Source organism: Kribbella sp. NPDC054772, assembly GCF_053611945.1.
Genome location: NZ_JBSHBJ010000022.1, coordinates 34,936 through 52,102, shown reverse-complemented (window position 1 = coordinate 52,102; position 17,167 = coordinate 34,936). Strand labels below are relative to the sequence as shown.

General features: G+C 68.9%; 17 protein-coding genes and 2 tRNA genes. 15 read left to right on the top strand and 4 right to left on the bottom strand.

What is annotated here, in order from left to right:
* Positions 1 to 2: 2 nt before the first annotated feature.
* Complete coding sequence (locus ACWGID_RS28230) at positions 3 to 854, bottom strand: 3-methyladenine DNA glycosylase (RefSeq protein WP_452201528.1); 852 nt, start codon at positions 852 to 854, stop codon at positions 3 to 5.
* On the bottom strand, positions 851 to 1,327 hold the full coding sequence (locus tag ACWGID_RS28225; RefSeq protein ID WP_452201526.1) for a GNAT family N-acetyltransferase: 477 nt from the start codon (positions 1,325 to 1,327) through the stop codon (positions 851 to 853). Before ACWGID_RS28225 ends, ACWGID_RS28230 begins: the two co-directional genes overlap by 4 nt.
* A gap of 69 nt (positions 1,328 to 1,396) precedes the next feature.
* Here ACWGID_RS28225 and ACWGID_RS28220 point away from each other — a divergent pair, with 69 nt between their 5' ends.
* The 11 genes from ACWGID_RS28220 (at position 1,397) to ACWGID_RS28170 (ending at position 11,286) form a co-directional block, all read left to right on the top strand.
* Positions 1,397 to 2,185: a fumarylacetoacetate hydrolase family protein gene (locus ACWGID_RS28220; RefSeq protein ID WP_452201524.1), complete on the top strand. Its 789-nt coding sequence runs from the start codon at positions 1,397 to 1,399 to the stop codon at positions 2,183 to 2,185.
* Positions 2,178 to 3,707: a glutamate--tRNA ligase gene (gene gltX, locus ACWGID_RS28215; protein WP_452201523.1), complete on the top strand. Its 1,530-nt coding sequence runs from the start codon at positions 2,178 to 2,180 to the stop codon at positions 3,705 to 3,707. The genes ACWGID_RS28220 and gltX overlap by 8 nt, the downstream gene beginning before the upstream one ends.
* A complete protein-coding gene (locus ACWGID_RS28210) occupies positions 3,704 to 4,609 on the top strand; it encodes a CPBP family intramembrane glutamic endopeptidase (protein WP_452201521.1) in 906 nt (301 codons plus the stop codon). Before gltX ends, ACWGID_RS28210 begins: the two co-directional genes overlap by 4 nt.
* A 118-nt stretch (positions 4,610 to 4,727) precedes the next feature.
* A tRNA-Gln gene (locus ACWGID_RS28205) sits at positions 4,728 to 4,799 on the top strand.
* A 79-nt stretch (positions 4,800 to 4,878) separates the two neighbouring features.
* Positions 4,879 to 4,954, top strand: a tRNA-Glu gene (locus ACWGID_RS28200).
* Between the two features lie 336 nt (positions 4,955 to 5,290).
* The gene (locus ACWGID_RS28195) at positions 5,291 to 6,610 is read left to right on the top strand and encodes a sugar ABC transporter substrate-binding protein (RefSeq protein ID WP_452201519.1); all 1,320 of its coding nucleotides are present in this window, start codon (positions 5,291 to 5,293) and stop codon (positions 6,608 to 6,610) included.
* Between the two features lie 10 nt (positions 6,611 to 6,620).
* On the top strand, positions 6,621 to 7,481 hold the full coding sequence (locus ACWGID_RS28190) for a carbohydrate ABC transporter permease (protein WP_452201517.1): 861 nt from the start codon (positions 6,621 to 6,623) through the stop codon (positions 7,479 to 7,481).
* The gene (locus tag ACWGID_RS28185) at positions 7,478 to 8,296 is read left to right on the top strand and encodes a carbohydrate ABC transporter permease (protein ID WP_452201515.1); all 819 of its coding nucleotides are present in this window, start codon (positions 7,478 to 7,480) and stop codon (positions 8,294 to 8,296) included. The genes ACWGID_RS28190 and ACWGID_RS28185 overlap by 4 nt, the downstream gene beginning before the upstream one ends.
* A 25-nt stretch (positions 8,297 to 8,321) precedes the next feature.
* Entirely contained in the window at positions 8,322 to 9,227 is a 906-nt protein-coding gene (locus tag ACWGID_RS28180; protein ID WP_452201513.1) for a nucleoside hydrolase, read from the top strand.
* Positions 9,211 to 10,191 (top strand): LacI family DNA-binding transcriptional regulator, encoded by a 981-nt coding sequence (locus ACWGID_RS28175; RefSeq protein ID WP_452201511.1) that lies wholly within the window; start codon positions 9,211 to 9,213, stop codon positions 10,189 to 10,191. The genes ACWGID_RS28180 and ACWGID_RS28175 overlap by 17 nt, the downstream gene beginning before the upstream one ends.
* Before the next feature lie 57 nt (positions 10,192 to 10,248).
* The gene (locus ACWGID_RS28170; RefSeq protein WP_452201509.1) at positions 10,249 to 11,286 is read left to right on the top strand and encodes a hypothetical protein; all 1,038 of its coding nucleotides are present in this window, start codon (positions 10,249 to 10,251) and stop codon (positions 11,284 to 11,286) included.
* 9 nt (positions 11,287 to 11,295) lie between these two features.
* On the opposite strand, the gene ACWGID_RS28165 is transcribed toward ACWGID_RS28170, so the two are convergent.
* Both ACWGID_RS28165 and ACWGID_RS28160 read right to left on the bottom strand, forming a co-directional pair.
* Entirely contained in the window at positions 11,296 to 11,859 is a 564-nt protein-coding gene (locus tag ACWGID_RS28165) for an HdeD family acid-resistance protein (protein ID WP_452201507.1), read from the bottom strand.
* Between the two features lie 74 nt (positions 11,860 to 11,933).
* Positions 11,934 to 12,653, bottom strand: coding sequence for an IclR family transcriptional regulator (locus ACWGID_RS28160; protein WP_134124286.1), 720 nt, complete (start codon positions 12,651 to 12,653; stop codon positions 11,934 to 11,936).
* Between the two features lie 123 nt (positions 12,654 to 12,776).
* Between ACWGID_RS28160 and leuC the strand changes: the two genes are divergently transcribed.
* The 4 genes from leuC to ACWGID_RS28140 all read left to right on the top strand — a co-directional run bounded on the left by leuC (position 12,777) and on the right by ACWGID_RS28140 (position 17,016).
* Positions 12,777 to 14,201: a 3-isopropylmalate dehydratase large subunit gene (gene leuC / locus ACWGID_RS28155; protein WP_452201505.1), complete on the top strand. Its 1,425-nt coding sequence runs from the start codon at positions 12,777 to 12,779 to the stop codon at positions 14,199 to 14,201.
* A gap of 14 nt (positions 14,202 to 14,215) precedes the next feature.
* Positions 14,216 to 14,815 (top strand): 3-isopropylmalate dehydratase small subunit, encoded by a 600-nt coding sequence (gene leuD, locus ACWGID_RS28150; protein ID WP_452201503.1) that lies wholly within the window; start codon positions 14,216 to 14,218, stop codon positions 14,813 to 14,815.
* 280 nt (positions 14,816 to 15,095) lie between these two features.
* On the top strand, positions 15,096 to 16,277 hold the full coding sequence (gene corA, locus ACWGID_RS28145) for a magnesium/cobalt transporter CorA (RefSeq protein ID WP_452201501.1): 1,182 nt from the start codon (positions 15,096 to 15,098) through the stop codon (positions 16,275 to 16,277).
* Between the two features lie 157 nt (positions 16,278 to 16,434).
* On the top strand, positions 16,435 to 17,016 hold the full coding sequence (locus ACWGID_RS28140; protein WP_452201499.1) for an HU family DNA-binding protein: 582 nt from the start codon (positions 16,435 to 16,437) through the stop codon (positions 17,014 to 17,016).
* Positions 17,017 to 17,167: the final 151 nt, after the last annotated feature.

Genomic DNA, 17,167 nt, shown 5'->3' with positions numbered 1-17,167 from the left:
GATTAGCTCAGCAGCTGGTCGCAGAGCTCCACGAGTCGCCGGCGCAGCGGCCTGGCGCGGTCGGCGAAGGAGCGTTGGGCAGTCGTGTACTCCGCTTTGCCGGCCGCCGTCTCGATGCGCACGGGGGAGTAGCCGAGCTTCGCGAGATCGTACGGCGAGGCCTGCATGTCGAGAGTGCGGATGTCGCGCGCCAGCTCGAAGCAGTCCAGGAGCAGCGTGCTGGGGGTGAAGGGCATCAGCTTCGTCGCCCACTTGTAGAGGTCCATGTTGGCGTGCAGGCAGCCGCCCTGCTCCAGCCGCGGCTGGGACTCGCGGGTCGGTTGCAGGGAGTTGAGCGGCCGCGCGGGATCGGTGAAGAACCGGAACGCGTCGAAGTGCGAGCAGCCGATCTTGTGCGACTCGACGACCTGATCGGTGCCCTCGGCCCCTAACCGGAGCGGCCAGGACGCGTGCCGTACCTCGGGAGTCCGGTACACCATCGCCCATTCGTGCAGGCCGAAACAGCCGAACTGCGGTTGCAGATCGAGCGTCGCGGCGAGCAGCCGCCGGATCCAGGTGATGCTGTCCGCCCGGCGCTCGATCTCGGCTGGGTCGAGCGCGGCAGTTCCGTCGTTCACGACGTACCCGCGTCGCTCGGCGTAGACCGCGGCCTCCTGCAGGTGGACGCCGGGGCCGGGGTGCCAGATGCGGAGCTGGTTCGGACGGGTCGGGTAATAGGTGAAGAGGAAGTCCTCGACCGGATGCGGCTCGCGGCGCCGGCGGCGTTCCAGATGACCGGCGAGCAGTACGTCGACCCGCTTGGTGTGCTCCGTCGCGTACGCCGACCACTCGTCGAAGGGCAGCGTGACGGTCATAGGTCGAGGGCGAACGCGTAGAGATCGACGCCCGGGATGGGAGCCCAGTCCCGCTCGGGGATCCGGGTGAACCCGAGACGCTCGTAGATCCGGTGGGCGGTGGCCATGTAGTTCGCGCTGCTCATGACGATCCGCCGCAGGCCCTGCTCGCGGGTCCGCTCGATGCAGCGCTCGGTCAGCGCCCGGCCGATGCCCTGCCCGCGCGCGCGTCCCGCGACACCGAGCATCCGGAACTCGCCCTCGTCGTCGCGGCCGATCTCGCGGTACACCGAGCCCACCGGGCAGTAGGTGACCGTGCCGAGCAGACCGTCTTCGTCCGCGGCCACCCACAGTTCGGCCTTGGCGGCCCGGTCCGCTGCCGCACGCAAAGTCATCGCGTAGTCACCGCGCACGAGACCGTCGTGCGTGTACGCCGCCACCGTCAGCTCGCCCACCGCGTCGTACTCGTCCTGGCGGGCCAAGCGAATCTCCATCGTCACCACATCACTGTCTCATCGTCACCACATCACTGCCGCATTCGTCGCCGACGGTAGGCTCGGCCCGTGCGTATCGCCAGATTCTCCGTGGAGGACGAGCCGAAGTACGGCGTCGTCGAGACCGACGACCCCGAAGGGCTCACCGGCACTGTCAACGTGCTCGACTCGGACCCGCTGTACCGGTCGGCCCAGTTCACCGGGGAGAAGCTGCAGCTGGCTGACGTCCGGCTGCTGGCGCCGGTGATCCCGCGCAGCAAGGTGGTGTGCGTCGGGCGGAACTACGCGGCGCACGCGGCCGAGCTCGGCAACGACGTACCGACGCAGCCGATGATCTTCCTGAAGCCGAACACCAGCGTGATCGGCCCGCGGGACGGCATCGTCTACCCGGAGCAGACCAACGACCTGCAGTTCGAGGGCGAACTGGCGATCGTGATCGGCCGGATCTGCCGGGACCTGCCCAAGGAGCGGGTCAACGAGGTGATCTTCGGCTACACGATCGCGAACGACGTGACCGCGCGCGACCTGCAGAAGTCCGACGGGCAGTGGGCCCGGGCCAAAGGGTACGACACGTTCTGCCCGCTCGGCCCGTGGATCAGCACCGAGCTCGACGCCGCTGACCTGCGGGTCAGCACCGAGCTGAACGGCGAGCTCAAGCAGGACGGGCGGACCTCGCAGTTCATCTTCGACATCCCGGAGGTGCTGGCCTACATCACCTCCTTCACCACGCTGCTGCCCGGCGACGTGGTGCTCACCGGCACCCCCGCGGGTGTCGGCCCGATGCTGCCCGGTGACGAGGTCTCGATCAGCGTCGAAGGAATCGGAACTCTGACGAACAAGGTGATCGTGCGTGACTGACCGGGCCGTGAACGACGTACTGGGTGGCCTGGAACCGCATCAGGTCCGAGTGCGCTTCCCACCGTCCCCGACCGGCCTGCTGACCGTCGGCAACATCCGCAGCGCCCTGTTCAACTGGGCCTTCGCCCGGCACTACGGCGGCAAGCTGGTGCTCCGGATCGAGGACACCGACACCTCGCGGAACACCGAGGAGGGCTACCGGTACACCTACGACGCCCTCCGCTGGCTCGGCCTGCTCTGGGACGAGGGCCCGGAGGTCGGCGGCGACTTCGGGCCGTACCTGCAGTCCGAGCGGATGGACACCTACGCCGACGTCGTCAGCAAGCTCCTCGCCGCGCAGAAGGCGTACCACTGCTACTGCTCGCAGGAGGAGCTCGACCAGCGCCGCGAGGCCGCGCGCACCTCCGGCCAGCACAGCGGGTACGACGGTCACTGCCGCGACCTGCCGCCCGAGCAGCTGCAGGCGTACGTCGACGAAGGCCGCCGGCCCGTGGTCCGGCTGCGGATGCCGGATCGCCCGATCGTGTTCGACGACCTGGTCCGCGGCGAGATCACCTTCCTCCCGGAGAACCTGGGGGACTACGTCCTGGTCCGGGCCAACGGTTACCCGCTCTACCCGCTGGTGAACCCGGTCGACGACGCGCTGATGGAGATCACCCACGTCCTGCGGGGTGAGGACCTGCTGCCGTCGACGCCGCGCCAGATCGCGCTCTACGAGGCGCTCGCGGACATCGGCGTCGGCAGCGGCCGGACGCCCCGGTTCGGGCACCTGCCGTTCGTGATGGGCGAGGGCAACAAGCGGTTGTCCAAGCGGGACAAGGGTTCCGGACTCACCGAGTACGCCGAGCGCGGCTTCCTGCCCGAGGGTCTGCTGAACTACCTGGCGCTGCTCGGCTGGTCGATCGCCGAGGACCGGGACGTGTTCACGATGGCGGAGATGATCGAGGCGTTCGACATCCGCAAGGTGAACGCGAACTCGGCCCGCTTCGACCCGAAGAAGTGCGAGGCGATCAACGCCGCGCACATGCGGATGATCCCGGCCGAGGAGTTCGCGGAGCGGATGATCCCGTTCCTGGCGGGTGGCGGGGTGCTGCCCGCCGAGCCCGCTGAGCCCTCGGACGCGCAGCTCGCGGTACTGCGGGCCGCCGTACCGCTGGTGCAGGAGCGGATGAACACGCTGTCCGAGTCGGTCGACATGCTCGGGTTCCTGTTCGTCAGCGAGGACAAGTTCTCGATCGACCCGGACGCGGCCGCGAAGGGGCTGGCCGGGGACGCGGACGCGGTCCTCGACGCCTCGATCAAGGCGCTGACCGACGTCGACTGGACGACCGAGGCGATCGAGGCGGCGTTGCGGGCCCCGCTGATCGACGGGCTCGGGCTGAAGCCGAAGAACGCATTCGGCCCGGTCCGGGTGGCGATCTCCGGCCGCCGGATCTCCCCTCCGTTGTTCGAGTCACTCGAGCTGCTCGGCCGCGAGACATCGCTGCGCCGGCTCGAGCAGGCCCGTCGTACGACGGCATGACCGTGCCCGCGAAGGACGTGACCCGCAAGAGCGGGACGAAGTACCAGGACCTGCTCCGCACGCCGGAGGCACCCCGTGGGTACGTCGTCCTCGGGTCGCTGGCGATCCTGGTCGGCTGGATGGTCGCCAGCCTGGTCATCCTCGGTGTCCAGCAGGCGATCCGGACCGATCCCGAGGGCACGATGTCCTGGTTCGGGCTGCTCGCCACGAACCTGTCGCTGATCGTGCTGATCCCGCTCAGCATCCTGGTCGCCCGCAAACTCAACCGCCAGCCACCGGGGCTGCTGTCCTCAGTGGTCGGCGGGCTGCGCTGGCGGCCGCTGGCGTGGTTCGCGCTCGCCGCGATCGTGATCGAGCTGCTGGCGCTCGCGGTCGTCCAGTTCGGCAACGTCGAGCTCGCGACCGGCGAGCGGCACAGTGGTGGCGCGGCGTCGGACGCGGTCGCCGTGATCGCCGTCACGCTGCTCACGTCGACGTTCCAGGCCGCGGGGGAGGAGTACTACTTCCGCGGGTACCTGCTGCAGGCGATGGGCGCGCTGGCCCGTAGCTCGGTGGTCGTCGTCCTGGTGACCGCTCTGCTCTTCACCGCCGCGCACGGGATCTGGCCGTGGCAGAGCCCGGCACTGTTCCTGGACCGGTTCGCGTTCGGTCTCGTCGCCGGGGTGCTCGTGGTCCGCACGGGCGGCCTGGAAGCGGGCATCGCGGGGCACGCTGCGAACAACGTGGTGACGTTCGTGTTCGCGGCCCTGACGAACAGCGTCGGCGCGAGCCTCGGCGTCAAGGACGCGCCGTGGTCGCTGGTCATCGTCGACGTGGTGAAGTTCGCGGCGTTCGGGGCGGTCGCGCTGTGGATCGCGGGCCGGATGAACCTGACGACCGAGCGTCAGGAGGGTCGGGTGTGACGGGAGTGACAACGCGCCCGAGGGACCCCGTTTTGGTGTCCGGTCGCATGCTCGGGTAAGCTCTCCGAGCCGGGATGGTGAGGGCGGAAACAAACTCTCCAACTCAGTGAAATGCCTTTGGGGTATGGGGTAATTGGCAGCCCGTCTGATTCTGGTTCAGTTAGTCTAGGTTCGAGTCCTAGTACCCCAGCGGATTGGACCGCACCGATGAAAATCGGTAAAGTTCGACCTCGTTGCCCGGGCCGAAAGGTCCGGATGACAAAACCTCTGGCCCCGTTGTGTAGCGGCCTAGCACGCCGCCCTCTCAAGGCGGTAGCGCGGGTTCGAATCCCGTCGGGGCTACCAGAGAAACAGCGCCTCCCACCGAGTGGTGGGGGGCGCTGTTGCGTTGCGCCGGAGGTGGGTGCGGGGCGGGTGGGATCGGCTGGGGAACCGGTCGCGGGTGGGTGGGGGTTGCGCGCGTGCGGGGTGCGTGCGGAGCTGGTCGCGTGGGCTGGGGCTGCGTGGGGGCGGCCGGCCGCTTCGGGTGAGGGCAGCGGGTTTGTGGAAGAAAAGGTGCGGTGGGTGGCACTGAAGTTCCACACAGGGGGAGTGCTGGACAGACCCGAGTCTAAGCGCTTAGAGTCTACGCGCTTAGACCTCCCGTCGGCCGTTCTGGCCCGTCGTTGAAAGGGGATTGCCGTGCCGCGGAACCTCTTCCCCCGTCCCGCCGCGCTGATCGCTGCCCTGGGTGCGGTCGTGCTGCTCGCCGCCGGCTGTGGCGGTTCGGCGGATTCCGGCGCCCCGGCCGCCGCGGACCAAGGTCCGCAGACCGGGACCATCACGTTCGCGGGGACCGACAACACCGAGACCTACCAGCCCGTGATCAAGGCCTTCGAGGCGAAGAACCCGGGGATCAAGGTCACCTACACGCAGATCCCGTTCGACCAGTTCAACGCGACCATGCAGCAGCGGCTGGCTGCGAAGGACACCGGGATCGACGTCTACACGGTCGACGAGCCGCGGGTCTCGCAGCTGGCCGCCAAGGGGTTCCTGACCGACCTCAGTGACCTCGACGGCCGCGTGAAGAGTTCGGTGAGCGCGACGGCGTACAAGACCAACCACTTCCGCGACAAGCTGTGGTCGTTGCCGATGTGGAACTCGACGCAGTTCCTCTTCTACAACAAGACCGCGCTGGCCAAGGCGAAGGTGACGCCGCCGACGGCGGACCCGCAGCAGCGCTGGACCTGGGAGCAGGTCGAGGCGGCCGGCCGCAAGGCGATGCAGGCGGGCGGGACGAAGTACGGACTGTTCATGGAGCAGCCCGAGGCGTACTACCAGCTGCAGCCGCTGGCCGAGTCGCTCGGCGGCGGCTCCGGGATCAAGGGCGACGACGCGCTGACGCCCGCCATCGAGACCGACGGCTGGAAGAAGGCCATGCAGTGGTACGGCGCCACGTTCGCGAGCGGACTGTCGCCGCGGGGGATCGGCGGGTTCCAGACCGGTCCGGTGTTCGCGGCCGGCAACGTCGCGTTCTTCGTCGGCGGCCCGTGGGACCTGAAGATTTTCGGCAGCTCGAAGATCGACTGGGGCGTCGCGCCGCTGCCGTACTTCCAGGGCGGCAAGCCGGTCACGCCGACCGGTTCGTGGTCGCTCGGCATCAACCCGGCGTCGAAGCAGCAGGGGATGGCGCGGAAGTTCCTCGAGTTCGCGACGCTCGACCCGGCCGGCAACCTGGCCACCACGAGTACGACGACGATCATCCCGGCGAACCTCGCCGCGCAGAAGCAGTACACCCCGCAGATGGATGCGTTCTCCGGTGCGAAGACGGCCGGTGCCGCGGCGATCACGACGTACGAGAGTGAGCACACCGCGGTGCCGCGGCCGGTGAGCGTCGGGTACATCCAGTTCGAGGAAGTGCTGGCCAAGGCGTTCGCCGACATCCGCAACGGGACGAACCCGGACGCGCGGCTGCAGGAGGCGACACGGCAGCTCGACGAGGCCTGGAAGTCGATCAAATGAGGCGGATCAAGTGAAGCAGCGGCAGGGGCTGATCGCCCTGGCCTTCCTGGCGCCGGCGCTGGTGTGTCTCGCCGTACTGCGGATCGTGCCGGCGATCTCGGCCGTGACCGAGAGCTTCTACACCGAGAGCCTGCTGCGCGGCGGGCGGGTGTTCGCCGGGCTGGGCAATTACACCGATCTGCTGTCGAACAAGGACTTCCGGCAGGCGGTCGGCGTGACGCTGCTCTTCACGGTGCTGGTCAACCCGATCCAGGTGGTCGTCTCGTTCCTGCTGGCGGTCCTGTTCACCCAGAAGGCCGCCGGCTCGAAGCTCTGGCGGACGTTGGTGATCCTCCCGATCGCCACCCCGCCTGCGGTCTCGGCCGTGATCTGGAGCGTCATCTACCGGCCGGACGGCCTCGCGAACGGCGTACTCGAGCGATTCGGCCTCCCGGCGCAGCCGTTCCTCACGTCGTCCAGCCAGGTGCTGCCGTCGCTGATCGTGCTGCTCTCGTGGATCGGCGTCGGGTACTGGATGCTCTTCCTGATCGCGGGAATCCAGGAGGTCCCGGTCGAAGTACGGGAGGCCGCGCTGCTCGACGGCGCCGGTGCGTGGCGCCGGATGGTGTCGGTCATCCTCCCGCTGGTACGGCGGCCACTCGCCTTCGTACTCGTCGCCGACACGGTGTCGAACCTGCTGGTGTTCGCGCCGGTCCAGATCCTCACCAAGGGCGGCCCGAACGGCAACAGCAACCTGCTGATGTACGACGTCTACACCCGCGCCTACGCGATCGGCGACATCCACGTCGCGCAGGCCGAGGTCGTCATCCTGGTCGCACTGACGCTCGCGATCGTGGCGGGGCAGTTCCGGTTGTTGCGGGGTGACCAGTGAAGCGGGTCAGCCTCTCGGTGCTCGGTGGAGTCGTCGGACTGCTGTTCTTCCTGCCGCTGCTGTGGGTCGTCACGAACTCGCTGCGGCCGGGCTCGGAGACGTTCGCGAACCTCAGTCCGTTGTCGTGGCAGACGTTCTTCGAGCTGCGGCCGACCCTGACCAACTACTCGGCCTTGCTGAGCAGTGACATCGGTCGCGCGACACTCAACTCGATCGTCGTCAGCGCCGCCACGGTCGTGATCGGGCTCGCCGTCTGCGCGACCGCGGCGTTCGGGCTGGCGGCGTTCGAGTTCCGCGGCCGCGGGCTGGTGTTCGGGATCGTCGTACTGAGTTTCCTGGTGCCGTTCGACGCGATCGCGATCCCGTTGTCGTCGATGTTCCGGGACTGGCAGCTGACCAACACGTTCACCGGCCTGGTGCTGCCCGGGATCGGCAACGGGATGGCGATCTTCCTGCTCCGGCAGTTCTTCCTCGGCATCCCGGCCGAACTGGTCGAGGCCGGGCGGCTCGACGGACTCGGCTGGTTCGGCGTCTTTCGCTGGATCTACCTGCCGCTGTCCAAACCCGCGCTGATCGGCGCCGGCCTGATGCTGTTCCTGTTCCAGTGGCAGTCGTACGTCTGGCCGTTGCTGATCGGCACCGACGCGCGGCACGTCCTCGGTCCGGTCGCGCTCTCGAACCTGCAGGGCCAGAATTTCACCGACTACGGTCTCGTGTTCGCGGGGGCCGTCGTCCTCACCGTCATCCCGCTGGTGGTCATCGCCGGCTTCCAGCGGTACTTCGTCCAGTCCGTCTCGAGCAGTGGCCTGAAATAGGGAGACCATGCATTCCATGCCCGCTATGCGATCCATCATTCTGGACACCGACATCGGCTCCGACGTCGACGACGCGATGGCGCTCGCCCAGATCCTGGGCAGCCCCGAACTCGACCTGCTCGAGGTGCACACCGTGTACGGCGACACCCGGCTGCGCGCGCAGCTGGCCCGCCGGTACGGCGTCCTCGCCGGCCGCGAACTGGACGTCGTACCAGGGGTTGTGGAGCCGGTGTCGGGGCGTGAGGTCTGGTGGGCCGGCCACGAGGGCACGCTGCACGACGACCTCGACCACGAGGCGATCAGCGCGGACAGTGCCCCCGAGCGACTGGTCGCGGGACTGCGAGCACAACCTGGTGAGCTCGACGTCGCGGCGATCGGACCGCTGACCAACCTCGCTGCCGCGCTGGCGCTCGAACCCGAGGCGGCGCGCTGGATCCGGCATCTGTGGGTGATGGGCGGCTCGTTCGGCGACGAGGTGTCGGAGCACAACTTCAAGTCCGACGACGTCGCGGCGCAGGCCGTCCTGACCGCGGGCATCCCGACCACCATCACGGGTCTGGAGATCACGCGCCAGGTGACGATCGAGTCCGCGCGACTCGAGCGGATCCGGGCTGCGGGTGCCTTGGGCGCGGCGTTGGGCGCGGACATCGAGCAGTGGTGGGCGTTCTGGAGCGAGACCTGGAACGTGCCGCACGACCCGATCGCCGTACTGACGCTGAGCCGGCCGGAGCTGTTCACGTTCTCGGAGCCTGGCCGGATCACGATCGCTGTCGGTGGCGAGCGGGCCGGGCACAGCACGTTCACCGCGGATCCCGAGGGCACCGTGCGGATCGTCACCGGGGTCGACGCCGAGCAGGTGGCCGAGGAGATCACGGCGCGCATCGTGACGGCGGGCGGGGCGCACGGGGAGTCCGATGGCGACCGCGCGTGATGTCGCGGAGCGGGCCGGAACGTCCACCGCGGTCGTCAGCTACGTCTTCAACAACGGCCCCCGGCCGGTGTCGGCGGAGACCCGTCGGCGCGTACTGGAGGCCGCGGCGGAGCTGGACTACCGGCCCAACATCCTCGCCCGTGCACTGAGCGCGGGACGCACGTACTCGCTCGGTCTGCTGATCCCGCAGATCCGCAACCCGTACTTCGCCACGCTCGCCGAGCACCTGGAGAGCTTCGCGCGGCAGCACGATCACCTGCTGCTGATCGGTGACTCGTCCGGCGATCCGGAACAGGAGTCGGCGCACATCGGATCGTTCATCGAGCGCAAGGTCGACGGTGTCGTGCTCGTCTCGTTGCTGGTCGAGCCCGCGATCCAGCGGTTCGCGGCGGCCGGCGTACCGGTCGTTGCTCTGCACCCCGTTCCCGAGGGGGTGACCGTGTCGACGCTGTCCATCGACTACGTCGCCGCCGCCGAGGCCGCGGCCGAGCACCTGCTGTCCCACGGCTACCGCACCCTCGGCATCGTCACGGGCCCCGAGGAATCACCGGGTACGGCGGAACACCGCAGCGGTATCGAGAACGCACTGAAGGCCCATCCACGCACGTCGGCCCGGTACGTCGCCGCGCCGGTGTCACGGTTCGCGGCAAGGGACGCCGTACGGGCGTGGTTCGGGGAGAGGCGGCCGCCGCGGGCGATCTACTGTTCGACGGACGAGCAGGCGTTCGGGGTGCTGTTCGCTGCCTGGGAGGCCGGGCTGCGGGTTCCGGAAGACGTTGCGGTGATGGGGTTCGACGGCACCAGCGAGTGCTTGGTGACGATCCCGCCGTTGGCCAGCGTTCGGCAGCCGATCGAGGACACCGCGCGGAGCGCCGTCGAGTTGCTGCTCGATCGCTCCGACCGGGTAGCGGCACGGCACGTCCTCGACTACGAGCTGGTTCCGAGCACGTCCTGCGGTTGTTAACCGCGTCGTCGGGTGGGCGAGTCTCGGCGTTTGCCGGGTGGCCGCACAATCCGGCCTGTGGCAGAGGAACCAGTCTCGAAGGCAGCGGCACGGTTCGTCGACGAGTGGGAGGCCGCGGTCCGGGAGCGGCTGCAGGAGAAGCCACCGGAGCGGTACGACCGCAGGGTGCTGCTCGGTCCGTACTTCTCGCCGGAGAAGCTGCGCAGCGGCGTCCTCGGCGTCGGGGTCAGCGGGGGCGAGGACAAAGGCGACGGACTCAGGCTCGACAGGCTCGGTCGCAGCACGACCTGGCGTAAGACGCGTAGCTGGCCGACCGGCGGCGAAGTGTCGAAGGTGCAGCAGCTCGGACTCGGCCTGACCCGTGAGCTCAGTGCCGGCGCGGGCCGTGGGGCGGCGCGCCAGGTCCAGGACCGGCAGGGCCAGCAGCTGTCCGACGCCATCGGCTCAGCGGTCGGCCGGTTCCACTACCCGCATGTGGTCGACCAGCTGGAGGCCGCGCAGACGATTTCCCCGGCGGTGGCGCGGAGCCTTCGGAGCGGCAACGGCTGGGCGCAGGACACTCCGCGCGAGCGACTCGTCGGCGCGTTCGCCGGCATCGTCGATCCGGTGGAGCAGCGGGGCACCGGGGACGGCCGACTGCTTGACCGCGTGCACGCCTCCGAGCGGCTCGACAAGGCGATGGTGACGGCCGAGATCCTGGTCAACCGTTCGCCGGTGCTGCAGCAGGCGGACACCGCCGTACGGGCGGCGGCGACCGAACGGCTCACGTCCGTGATCGGCGATCAGCTGGCCGTCGCGATGAAGGAGCTGGACGAGTCGCGCGAGTCGCAGACGGTGCTCAAGCAGCGCGGCGACATCCTCGGCCGGCGGATCGGCGAGGACGTCCAGCGCGCGATCGGCCGGCTCGAGAACGAAGCCGCACCGGGTGCCGCCGCCGAGGCGACCCGCGAGGCGGACGTCACGGCGGCGGCGCGGCTGGCCGGTGACGGCGTCGCGGGAGCGGGTACGGCGGCGCGCGCCGAGGGCGGCCCCGGCGTCGACCCGGCAACGGCAGCCAAGGACCGCACCAGAGAAACCGGAACCGCCCTCGGATAGCGACAGACGTCAGGCGGGTGCCGGGGTGGCTTCGGCCGGGCCCGGCGTGATGCGTCGTACGGACAGGGCGACGCCGATCAGCACGACGCCCCAGACCAGGGCCGAGATCCCCAGCACCACGGCGAGGCTCACCGCGCCGGCGCCCGGCTTGGCGGCGAACAGCACGCCGATCAGCAACGACAACAGACCGTTCAGCACCAGCAGCCAGCGCGGCATCACCTGCCGGCTGCTGAAGGCGCCGGCGAGCTCGAAGATGCCCCGGATGATCAGCCAGATCCCGAGGATCCAGGTCAGCGTGGCCGCGGTCATCCCAGGGCTGGTGATCGCGAAGAAGGCCGCCAGCAACGCGATCACGCCGAGCGCCACCAGCCAGATCCGGCTCCCGCGGGACTCGGGCTGGAAGGCCTGGACGATCGAACCGATGCCGTCGGTGAGGGCCCAGAAGCCCCACAGCAGCGCCAGCGCGATCGCCGTGTGGATCGGCCAGGCGATCGCGAGAATGCCGAACACGATGCCGATCGCGCCGCGCACGAGCAGCATCTTCCATCCGAGAGTCAGCCAGTCACGCTCCATGTCGACCTCCTTGAGGGGTTAACCCTCATGGTGATCTCAGTTACGCCGTGTGACAACCACCCTGGCGCGCGCCGCTACTCCGAGGCGCGCCGCAGGGCCTCGGAAAGTCGCTCGGCGGCCGCCATCACGGCGGGCGCGTGCATCCGGCCGGGCTGCCGGGACAGCCGCTCGATCGGGCCGGAGACCGACACCGCCGCGATCACCTTGCCGCTGGGGGAGCGGACCGGCGCGGAGACGGACGCGACGCCCTGCTCACGCTCGCCGACCGAGTGCGCCCAGCCGCGCCGGCGGACGCCGGCCAGTGCGGCCGCGTTGAACGAGGAGTTGTGGAGGCCGCGGTGCATCCGCTCGGGGTCCTCCCAGGCAAGCAGTATCTGGGCAGCGGACCCGGCCGCCATGGTCAGCTGGCTGCCCACGGGGACGGTGTCGCGGAGGCCGGACGGGCGCTCGGCGGCGGCGACACACACGCGGTACTCACCCTGGCGGCGGAACAGTTGCGCGGATTCACCGGTGATGTCCCGCAGTCGCGCCAGCACCGGGCCGGCGGTCGCGAGCAGTCGGTCCTCACCGGCGGCCGAGGCCAACTCGCTGAGTCGCGGGCCCAGCACGAAGCGTCCCTGCATGTCACGACCGACCAGGCGGTGGTGCTCGAGGGCGACCGCCAGCCGGTGGGCCGTCGGACGGGCCAGGCCCGTCGCCGCCACCAGGCCGGCCAGGGTCGCCGGCCCGGACTCGAGGGCGGACAGTACGAGGGCTGCTTTGTCGAGAACACCGACTCCGCTAGAGTTGTCCATGAGACGATATTGCCGTCTCGAATCGTGGAACGCAAGTCGCTTCTACAGCCTAATTGAGAGCACTGTGAGCGATGACGCACCAGTGGCGGTGCGGATCCAGCAAACCCCGAAGGAGAAAGTCTGATGGGTAGGACGTTGTCGGAAAAGGTCTGGGACGCGCATGTCGTGCGCCAAGCCGAGGGAGAACCCGACCTTCTCTACATCGACCTCCATCTGGTCCACGAGGTGACCAGTCCACAGGCCTTCGACGGGCTGCGCCTGGCGGGCCGCACGGTCCGCCGTCCCGACCTGACGATCGCGACCGAGGACCACAACGTCCCGACGTTCGACGTGGACAAGCCGATCGCCGACCCGGTGTCGCGCACCCAGGTGGACACGCTGCGGAAGAACGCCGAGGAGTTCGGCATCCGGATCCACACCCTCGGCGACCCGGACCAGGGCGTCGTACACGTGATCGGCCCGCAGCTCGGCCTGACCCAGCCCGGCATGACCGTGGTGTGTGGTGACAGCCACACCTCGACCCACGGTGCGTTCGGGGCGATTGCCTTCGGCATCGGTACCAGCGAGGTCGAGCACGTGCTCGCCACCCAGACGCTGATGCAGGCCCGTCCGAAGACGATGGCGGTGACCGTCGACGGCGTACTGCCCGACGGTGTCACGGCCAAGGACCTGGTGCTGGCGCTGATCGCGAAGGTCGGCACCGGCGGCGGCCAGGGCTACATCGTCGAGTACCGCGGCGAGGCGATCCGGGCGCTCAGCATGGAAGCCCGGATGACGATCTGCAACATGTCGATCGAGTGGGGCGCCAAGGCCGGCATGATCGCGCCGGACGAGACCACGTTCACGTACCTGCAGGACAAGCCGCACGCGCCGCAGGGCGTCGACTGGGAAGCCGCCGTCGAGTACTGGAAGAGCCTCGCGACCGACGAGGACGCGACCTTCGACCGCGAGGTCGTCATCCGCGCCGAGGAGATCGCGCCGTTCGTCACCTGGGGCACCAACCCGGGTCAGGGCCTGCCGCTGTCGGCCAACGTGCCGTCGCCGGACGAGTTCGACAACGAGAACGACAAGGTCGCTGCCGAGCGCGCCCTGGAGTACATGGGCCTGACCGCCGGTACGCCGCTGCGCGAGATCCATGTGGACACGGTGTTCCTGGGCTCCTGCACCAACGGCCGGATCGAAGACCTGCGGGCCGCCGCCGGCGTGCTGGCCGGCCGGAAGGTTGCCGAGGGCACCCGGATGCTCGTCGTCCCGGGCTCCGGCCGGGTCCGGCTGCAGGCCGAGGCCGAGGGCCTGGACACGATCTTCAAGGACGCGGGCGCCGAGTGGCGCGGCGCGGGCTGCTCGATGTGCCTGGGGATGAACCCGGACACGCTGGCCCCGGGGGAGCGCAGCGCCTCCACCTCGAACCGGAACTTCGAAGGTCGCCAGGGCAAGGGCGGTCGCACCCACCTGGTGTCCCCGCTGGTCGCCGCCGCGACCGCTGTCACCGGGACCCTGGCCGCTCCGGCCGACCTGCCGCCCGTCGCCGTACCTGCGAACGTCTGAGGAGCAACGCAACCATGGAAGCCTTCACCCAGCACATCGGTACGGCGGCCCCGCTGCGCCGGAGCAACGTCGACACCGACCAGATCATCCCGGCCGTGTACCTGAAGCGGGTCACCCGGACCGGTTTCGAGGACGGCCTGTTCGCGGCCTGGCGCAACGATCCCGAGTTCGTGCTGAACCAGCCGCAGTACGGCGGCGTCTCGGTGCTCGTCGCGGGACCGGACTTCGGCACCGGATCGTCGCGTGAGCACGCGGTCTGGGCGCTGCTCGACTTCGGGTTCCGGGTAGTCGTGTCGTCGCGGTTCGGCGACATCTTCCGCGGCAACTCGGGCAAGGCCGGGCTGCTCGCGGCCCTGGTCACGCAGGACGTCGTGGAGCAGCTGTGGGCCGCGGTCGAGTCCGACCCGGGCACGAAGGTCACGGTCGACCTGGAAAACAAGACGATCTCGGCCGGTGACGTCTCGGCACCCTTCGAGATCGACGACTACACGCGCTACCGGCTGCTGAACGGTCTGGACGACGTCGGCATCACGCTGTCGCACGCGGACGAGATCGCTGCCTACGAAGCGACTCGGCCGTCCTTCAAGCCGGCAACCCTTCCGGCGAAGGCCTGAATCTCCGCCAGAAGCATGCACAGAGTGGTCGCCGCCGTAACGTTCGGAGGACCGGCGGCGATAACTCTGGTGTTACCCTGGCATCGTCCCCGAAGGACGTGTCAGTACAAGGCTTGCGAGACCAAGGAGGTGAGGCGCTGATGAACAGCGAGCCCTCCAGACATACCGGTCTCGCTCGGCCGCCGAGGAGCTGACCGCTCTCAGTTTTCTCCTCCAGTAGTTGCGGGTCGGGCAGACGTGCGCCCCTCTTTCACTTGTTGCCACCGCACCTGGAGGACACATGTCCGACCTGCGCCTTCGCACGATCCGTGCGTTCAGCCGCACCCCGTCACTGCGCGCCGCCGCCCGCAAGCACGCCGCCACCGCGGCCCCTGCACCGCTCGAGCCGGCCGAGAAGCCGTCGCGCGACCAGCAGTTGCCCAACGGGCACAGCGTCGTCGACAGCGCGATCTACTGTGGCGGGCGCCGGGTCTCGACGCCGAGTTCGCTGGCGGACACCTATTCCGCCTTGCACACGGCGATCGAGAGCCCGGCCGCACAGAGCCTGGCCTGGATCGGCCTGTACCGGCCGGACCGCCGCGAGCTCGCCTCGCTGGCGGAGGAGTTCGACCTGCACGAGCTGGCCATCGAGGACGCGAACGAGGCCCATCAGCGGCCGAAGCTGGAGCGCTACGGCGAGACCCTGTTCGTGGTCCTGAAGGCCGCGCGGTACCGGGACGCGACCGAGGAGGTCGAGTTCGGTGAGGTGCACGTCTTCGTCGGCCCGGACTTCGTGGTGACGGTCCGGCATGCCGAAGCGCCCAACCTGGCAGCGGTACGGCGCCGTGTCGAGCGCGACCCCGAGCTCCTCAGCCGCGGTGCCGAAGCGGTGCTGTACGCGATCGTGGACAAGGTCGTCGACGGGTACGCGCCGGTGGTCGCCGGTCTGGAGAACGACATCGACGAGATCGAGACCGAGGTGTTCCGCGGTGACCCGAAGGTGTCGCGGCGCATCTACGAACTGTCCCGTGAGGTGATCGAGTTCCAGCGCGCCACCCGGCCGCTGATCGGCATGCTCGAGCAGCTCCGCGGCGGCTTCCAGAAGTACGGCGTGGACGAGGAACTGCAACGTTCACTGCGGGACGTGGCCGACCACGTCACCGAGGTGGTGGAGAAGGTGGACGGCTTCCGCGAACTGCTCCGGGACATCCTGACGGTGAACGCGACCCTGGTGGCCCAGCAGCAGAACGAGGAGATGAAGAGCCTCGCGATCGCCAGCAGCGAGCAGAACGAAGAGGTGAAGCGGATCTCTGCCTGGGCGGCGATCCTGTTCGCCCCGACGCTGATCGGGACGGTCTACGGGATGAACTTCGACAAGATGCCGGAGCTGCACTGGCAGTACGGATACCCGTTCGCGATCGGCCTGATGGCCTTGGTGTGTGGAGGTCTGCACCAGATCTTCAAACGCCGCGGATGGCTCTGAAAAGGGCTCTCCAGGGCCGAAACGGGCGAAATTGTGGCCCGAATCGCCCAAAACAAGGCCGAATTGCCGCGTTGGTGTTTGTGAACGGCGTGTTGAGTCCATAACGTTCCTGTGAGATCGAGCGCTGTGCTCGACGCCTAGTTCACGGAGGGAAGCAGTGAACAAGAGCCAGTTGGTCGAAGCGCTCGCAGTGCACTTCGACGGAAACCGCCGCCAGGCCCAGCACGCGCTGGAATCGGTGATCGACACCGTAGAGCGCGAGCTGACCAAGAAGGGCGGCAAGGTCGCCATCACCGGTTTCGGTGCCTTCGAGGCCATCGAGCGTGGGGCGCGCATCGTGCGCAACCCGCGGACCGGTGAGACCAAGCGTGCCAAGAAGACCGTGGTTCCGAAGTTCCGCGCGGGTGCGGAGCTGAAGGCCGTTGTCTCCGGTGCCAAGAAGCTGCCGAAGCTGGTCGTCCCGAAGCCGGCCGCGACCGCCACCAAGGCGGCTGCCCCGGCGAAGAAGGCCGCGCCGGCCAAGGCCGCTGCCACCAAGACCGCCGCCGCGAAGAAGACGGTCGCCAAGAAGGCCCCGGCCAAGACGGTCGCCAAGAAGGCGCCGGCGAAGACCGTTGCCAAGAAGGCTCCGGCCAAGACCGTTGCCAAGAAGGCCCCGGCCAAGAAGGTTGTTGCGAAGAAGGCGCCGGCCAAGAAGGCCCCCGCCAAGAAGACCGCGGCGAAGCGTACCGCTCGCTGATCTTCACGCACTGCGGCACCAGCAGTCACCAGTAGTACAGCGAATGGGGGGGGCCCCCCACCCGGGGGGGTGCGGGCGGCGCCCGGGGGGGGGCCGCCCCCAGTGGGAGGTGGGAGCAGCCACCCCGCCCAGACGCGGGGGCAAACAGGGG

What these genes read in the sequence shown, in the direction of transcription:
- ACWGID_RS28230 (WP_452201528.1), bottom strand. Translation starts at nt 854, where the DNA reads ATGACCGTCACGCTGCCCTTCGACGAGTGGTCGGCGTACGCGACGGAG.
- ACWGID_RS28225 (WP_452201526.1), bottom strand. Translation starts at nt 1,327, where the DNA reads ATGGAGATTCGCTTGGCCCGCCAGGACGAGTACGACGCGGTGGGCGAG.
- ACWGID_RS28210 (WP_452201521.1), top strand. Translation starts at nt 3,704, where the DNA reads ATGACCGTGCCCGCGAAGGACGTGACCCGCAAGAGCGGGACGAAGTAC.
- ACWGID_RS28180 (WP_452201513.1), top strand. Translation starts at nt 8,322, where the DNA reads ATGCGATCCATCATTCTGGACACCGACATCGGCTCCGACGTCGACGAC.
- ACWGID_RS28175 (WP_452201511.1), top strand. Translation starts at nt 9,211, where the DNA reads ATGGCGACCGCGCGTGATGTCGCGGAGCGGGCCGGAACGTCCACCGCG.
- ACWGID_RS28165 (WP_452201507.1), bottom strand. Translation starts at nt 11,859, where the DNA reads ATGGAGCGTGACTGGCTGACTCTCGGATGGAAGATGCTGCTCGTGCGC.
- ACWGID_RS28160 (WP_134124286.1), bottom strand. Translation starts at nt 12,653, where the DNA reads ATGGACAACTCTAGCGGAGTCGGTGTTCTCGACAAAGCAGCCCTCGTA.
- leuC (WP_452201505.1), top strand. Translation starts at nt 12,777, where the DNA reads ATGGGTAGGACGTTGTCGGAAAAGGTCTGGGACGCGCATGTCGTGCGC.
- leuD (WP_452201503.1), top strand. Translation starts at nt 14,216, where the DNA reads ATGGAAGCCTTCACCCAGCACATCGGTACGGCGGCCCCGCTGCGCCGG.
- corA (WP_452201501.1), top strand. Translation starts at nt 15,096, where the DNA reads ATGTCCGACCTGCGCCTTCGCACGATCCGTGCGTTCAGCCGCACCCCG.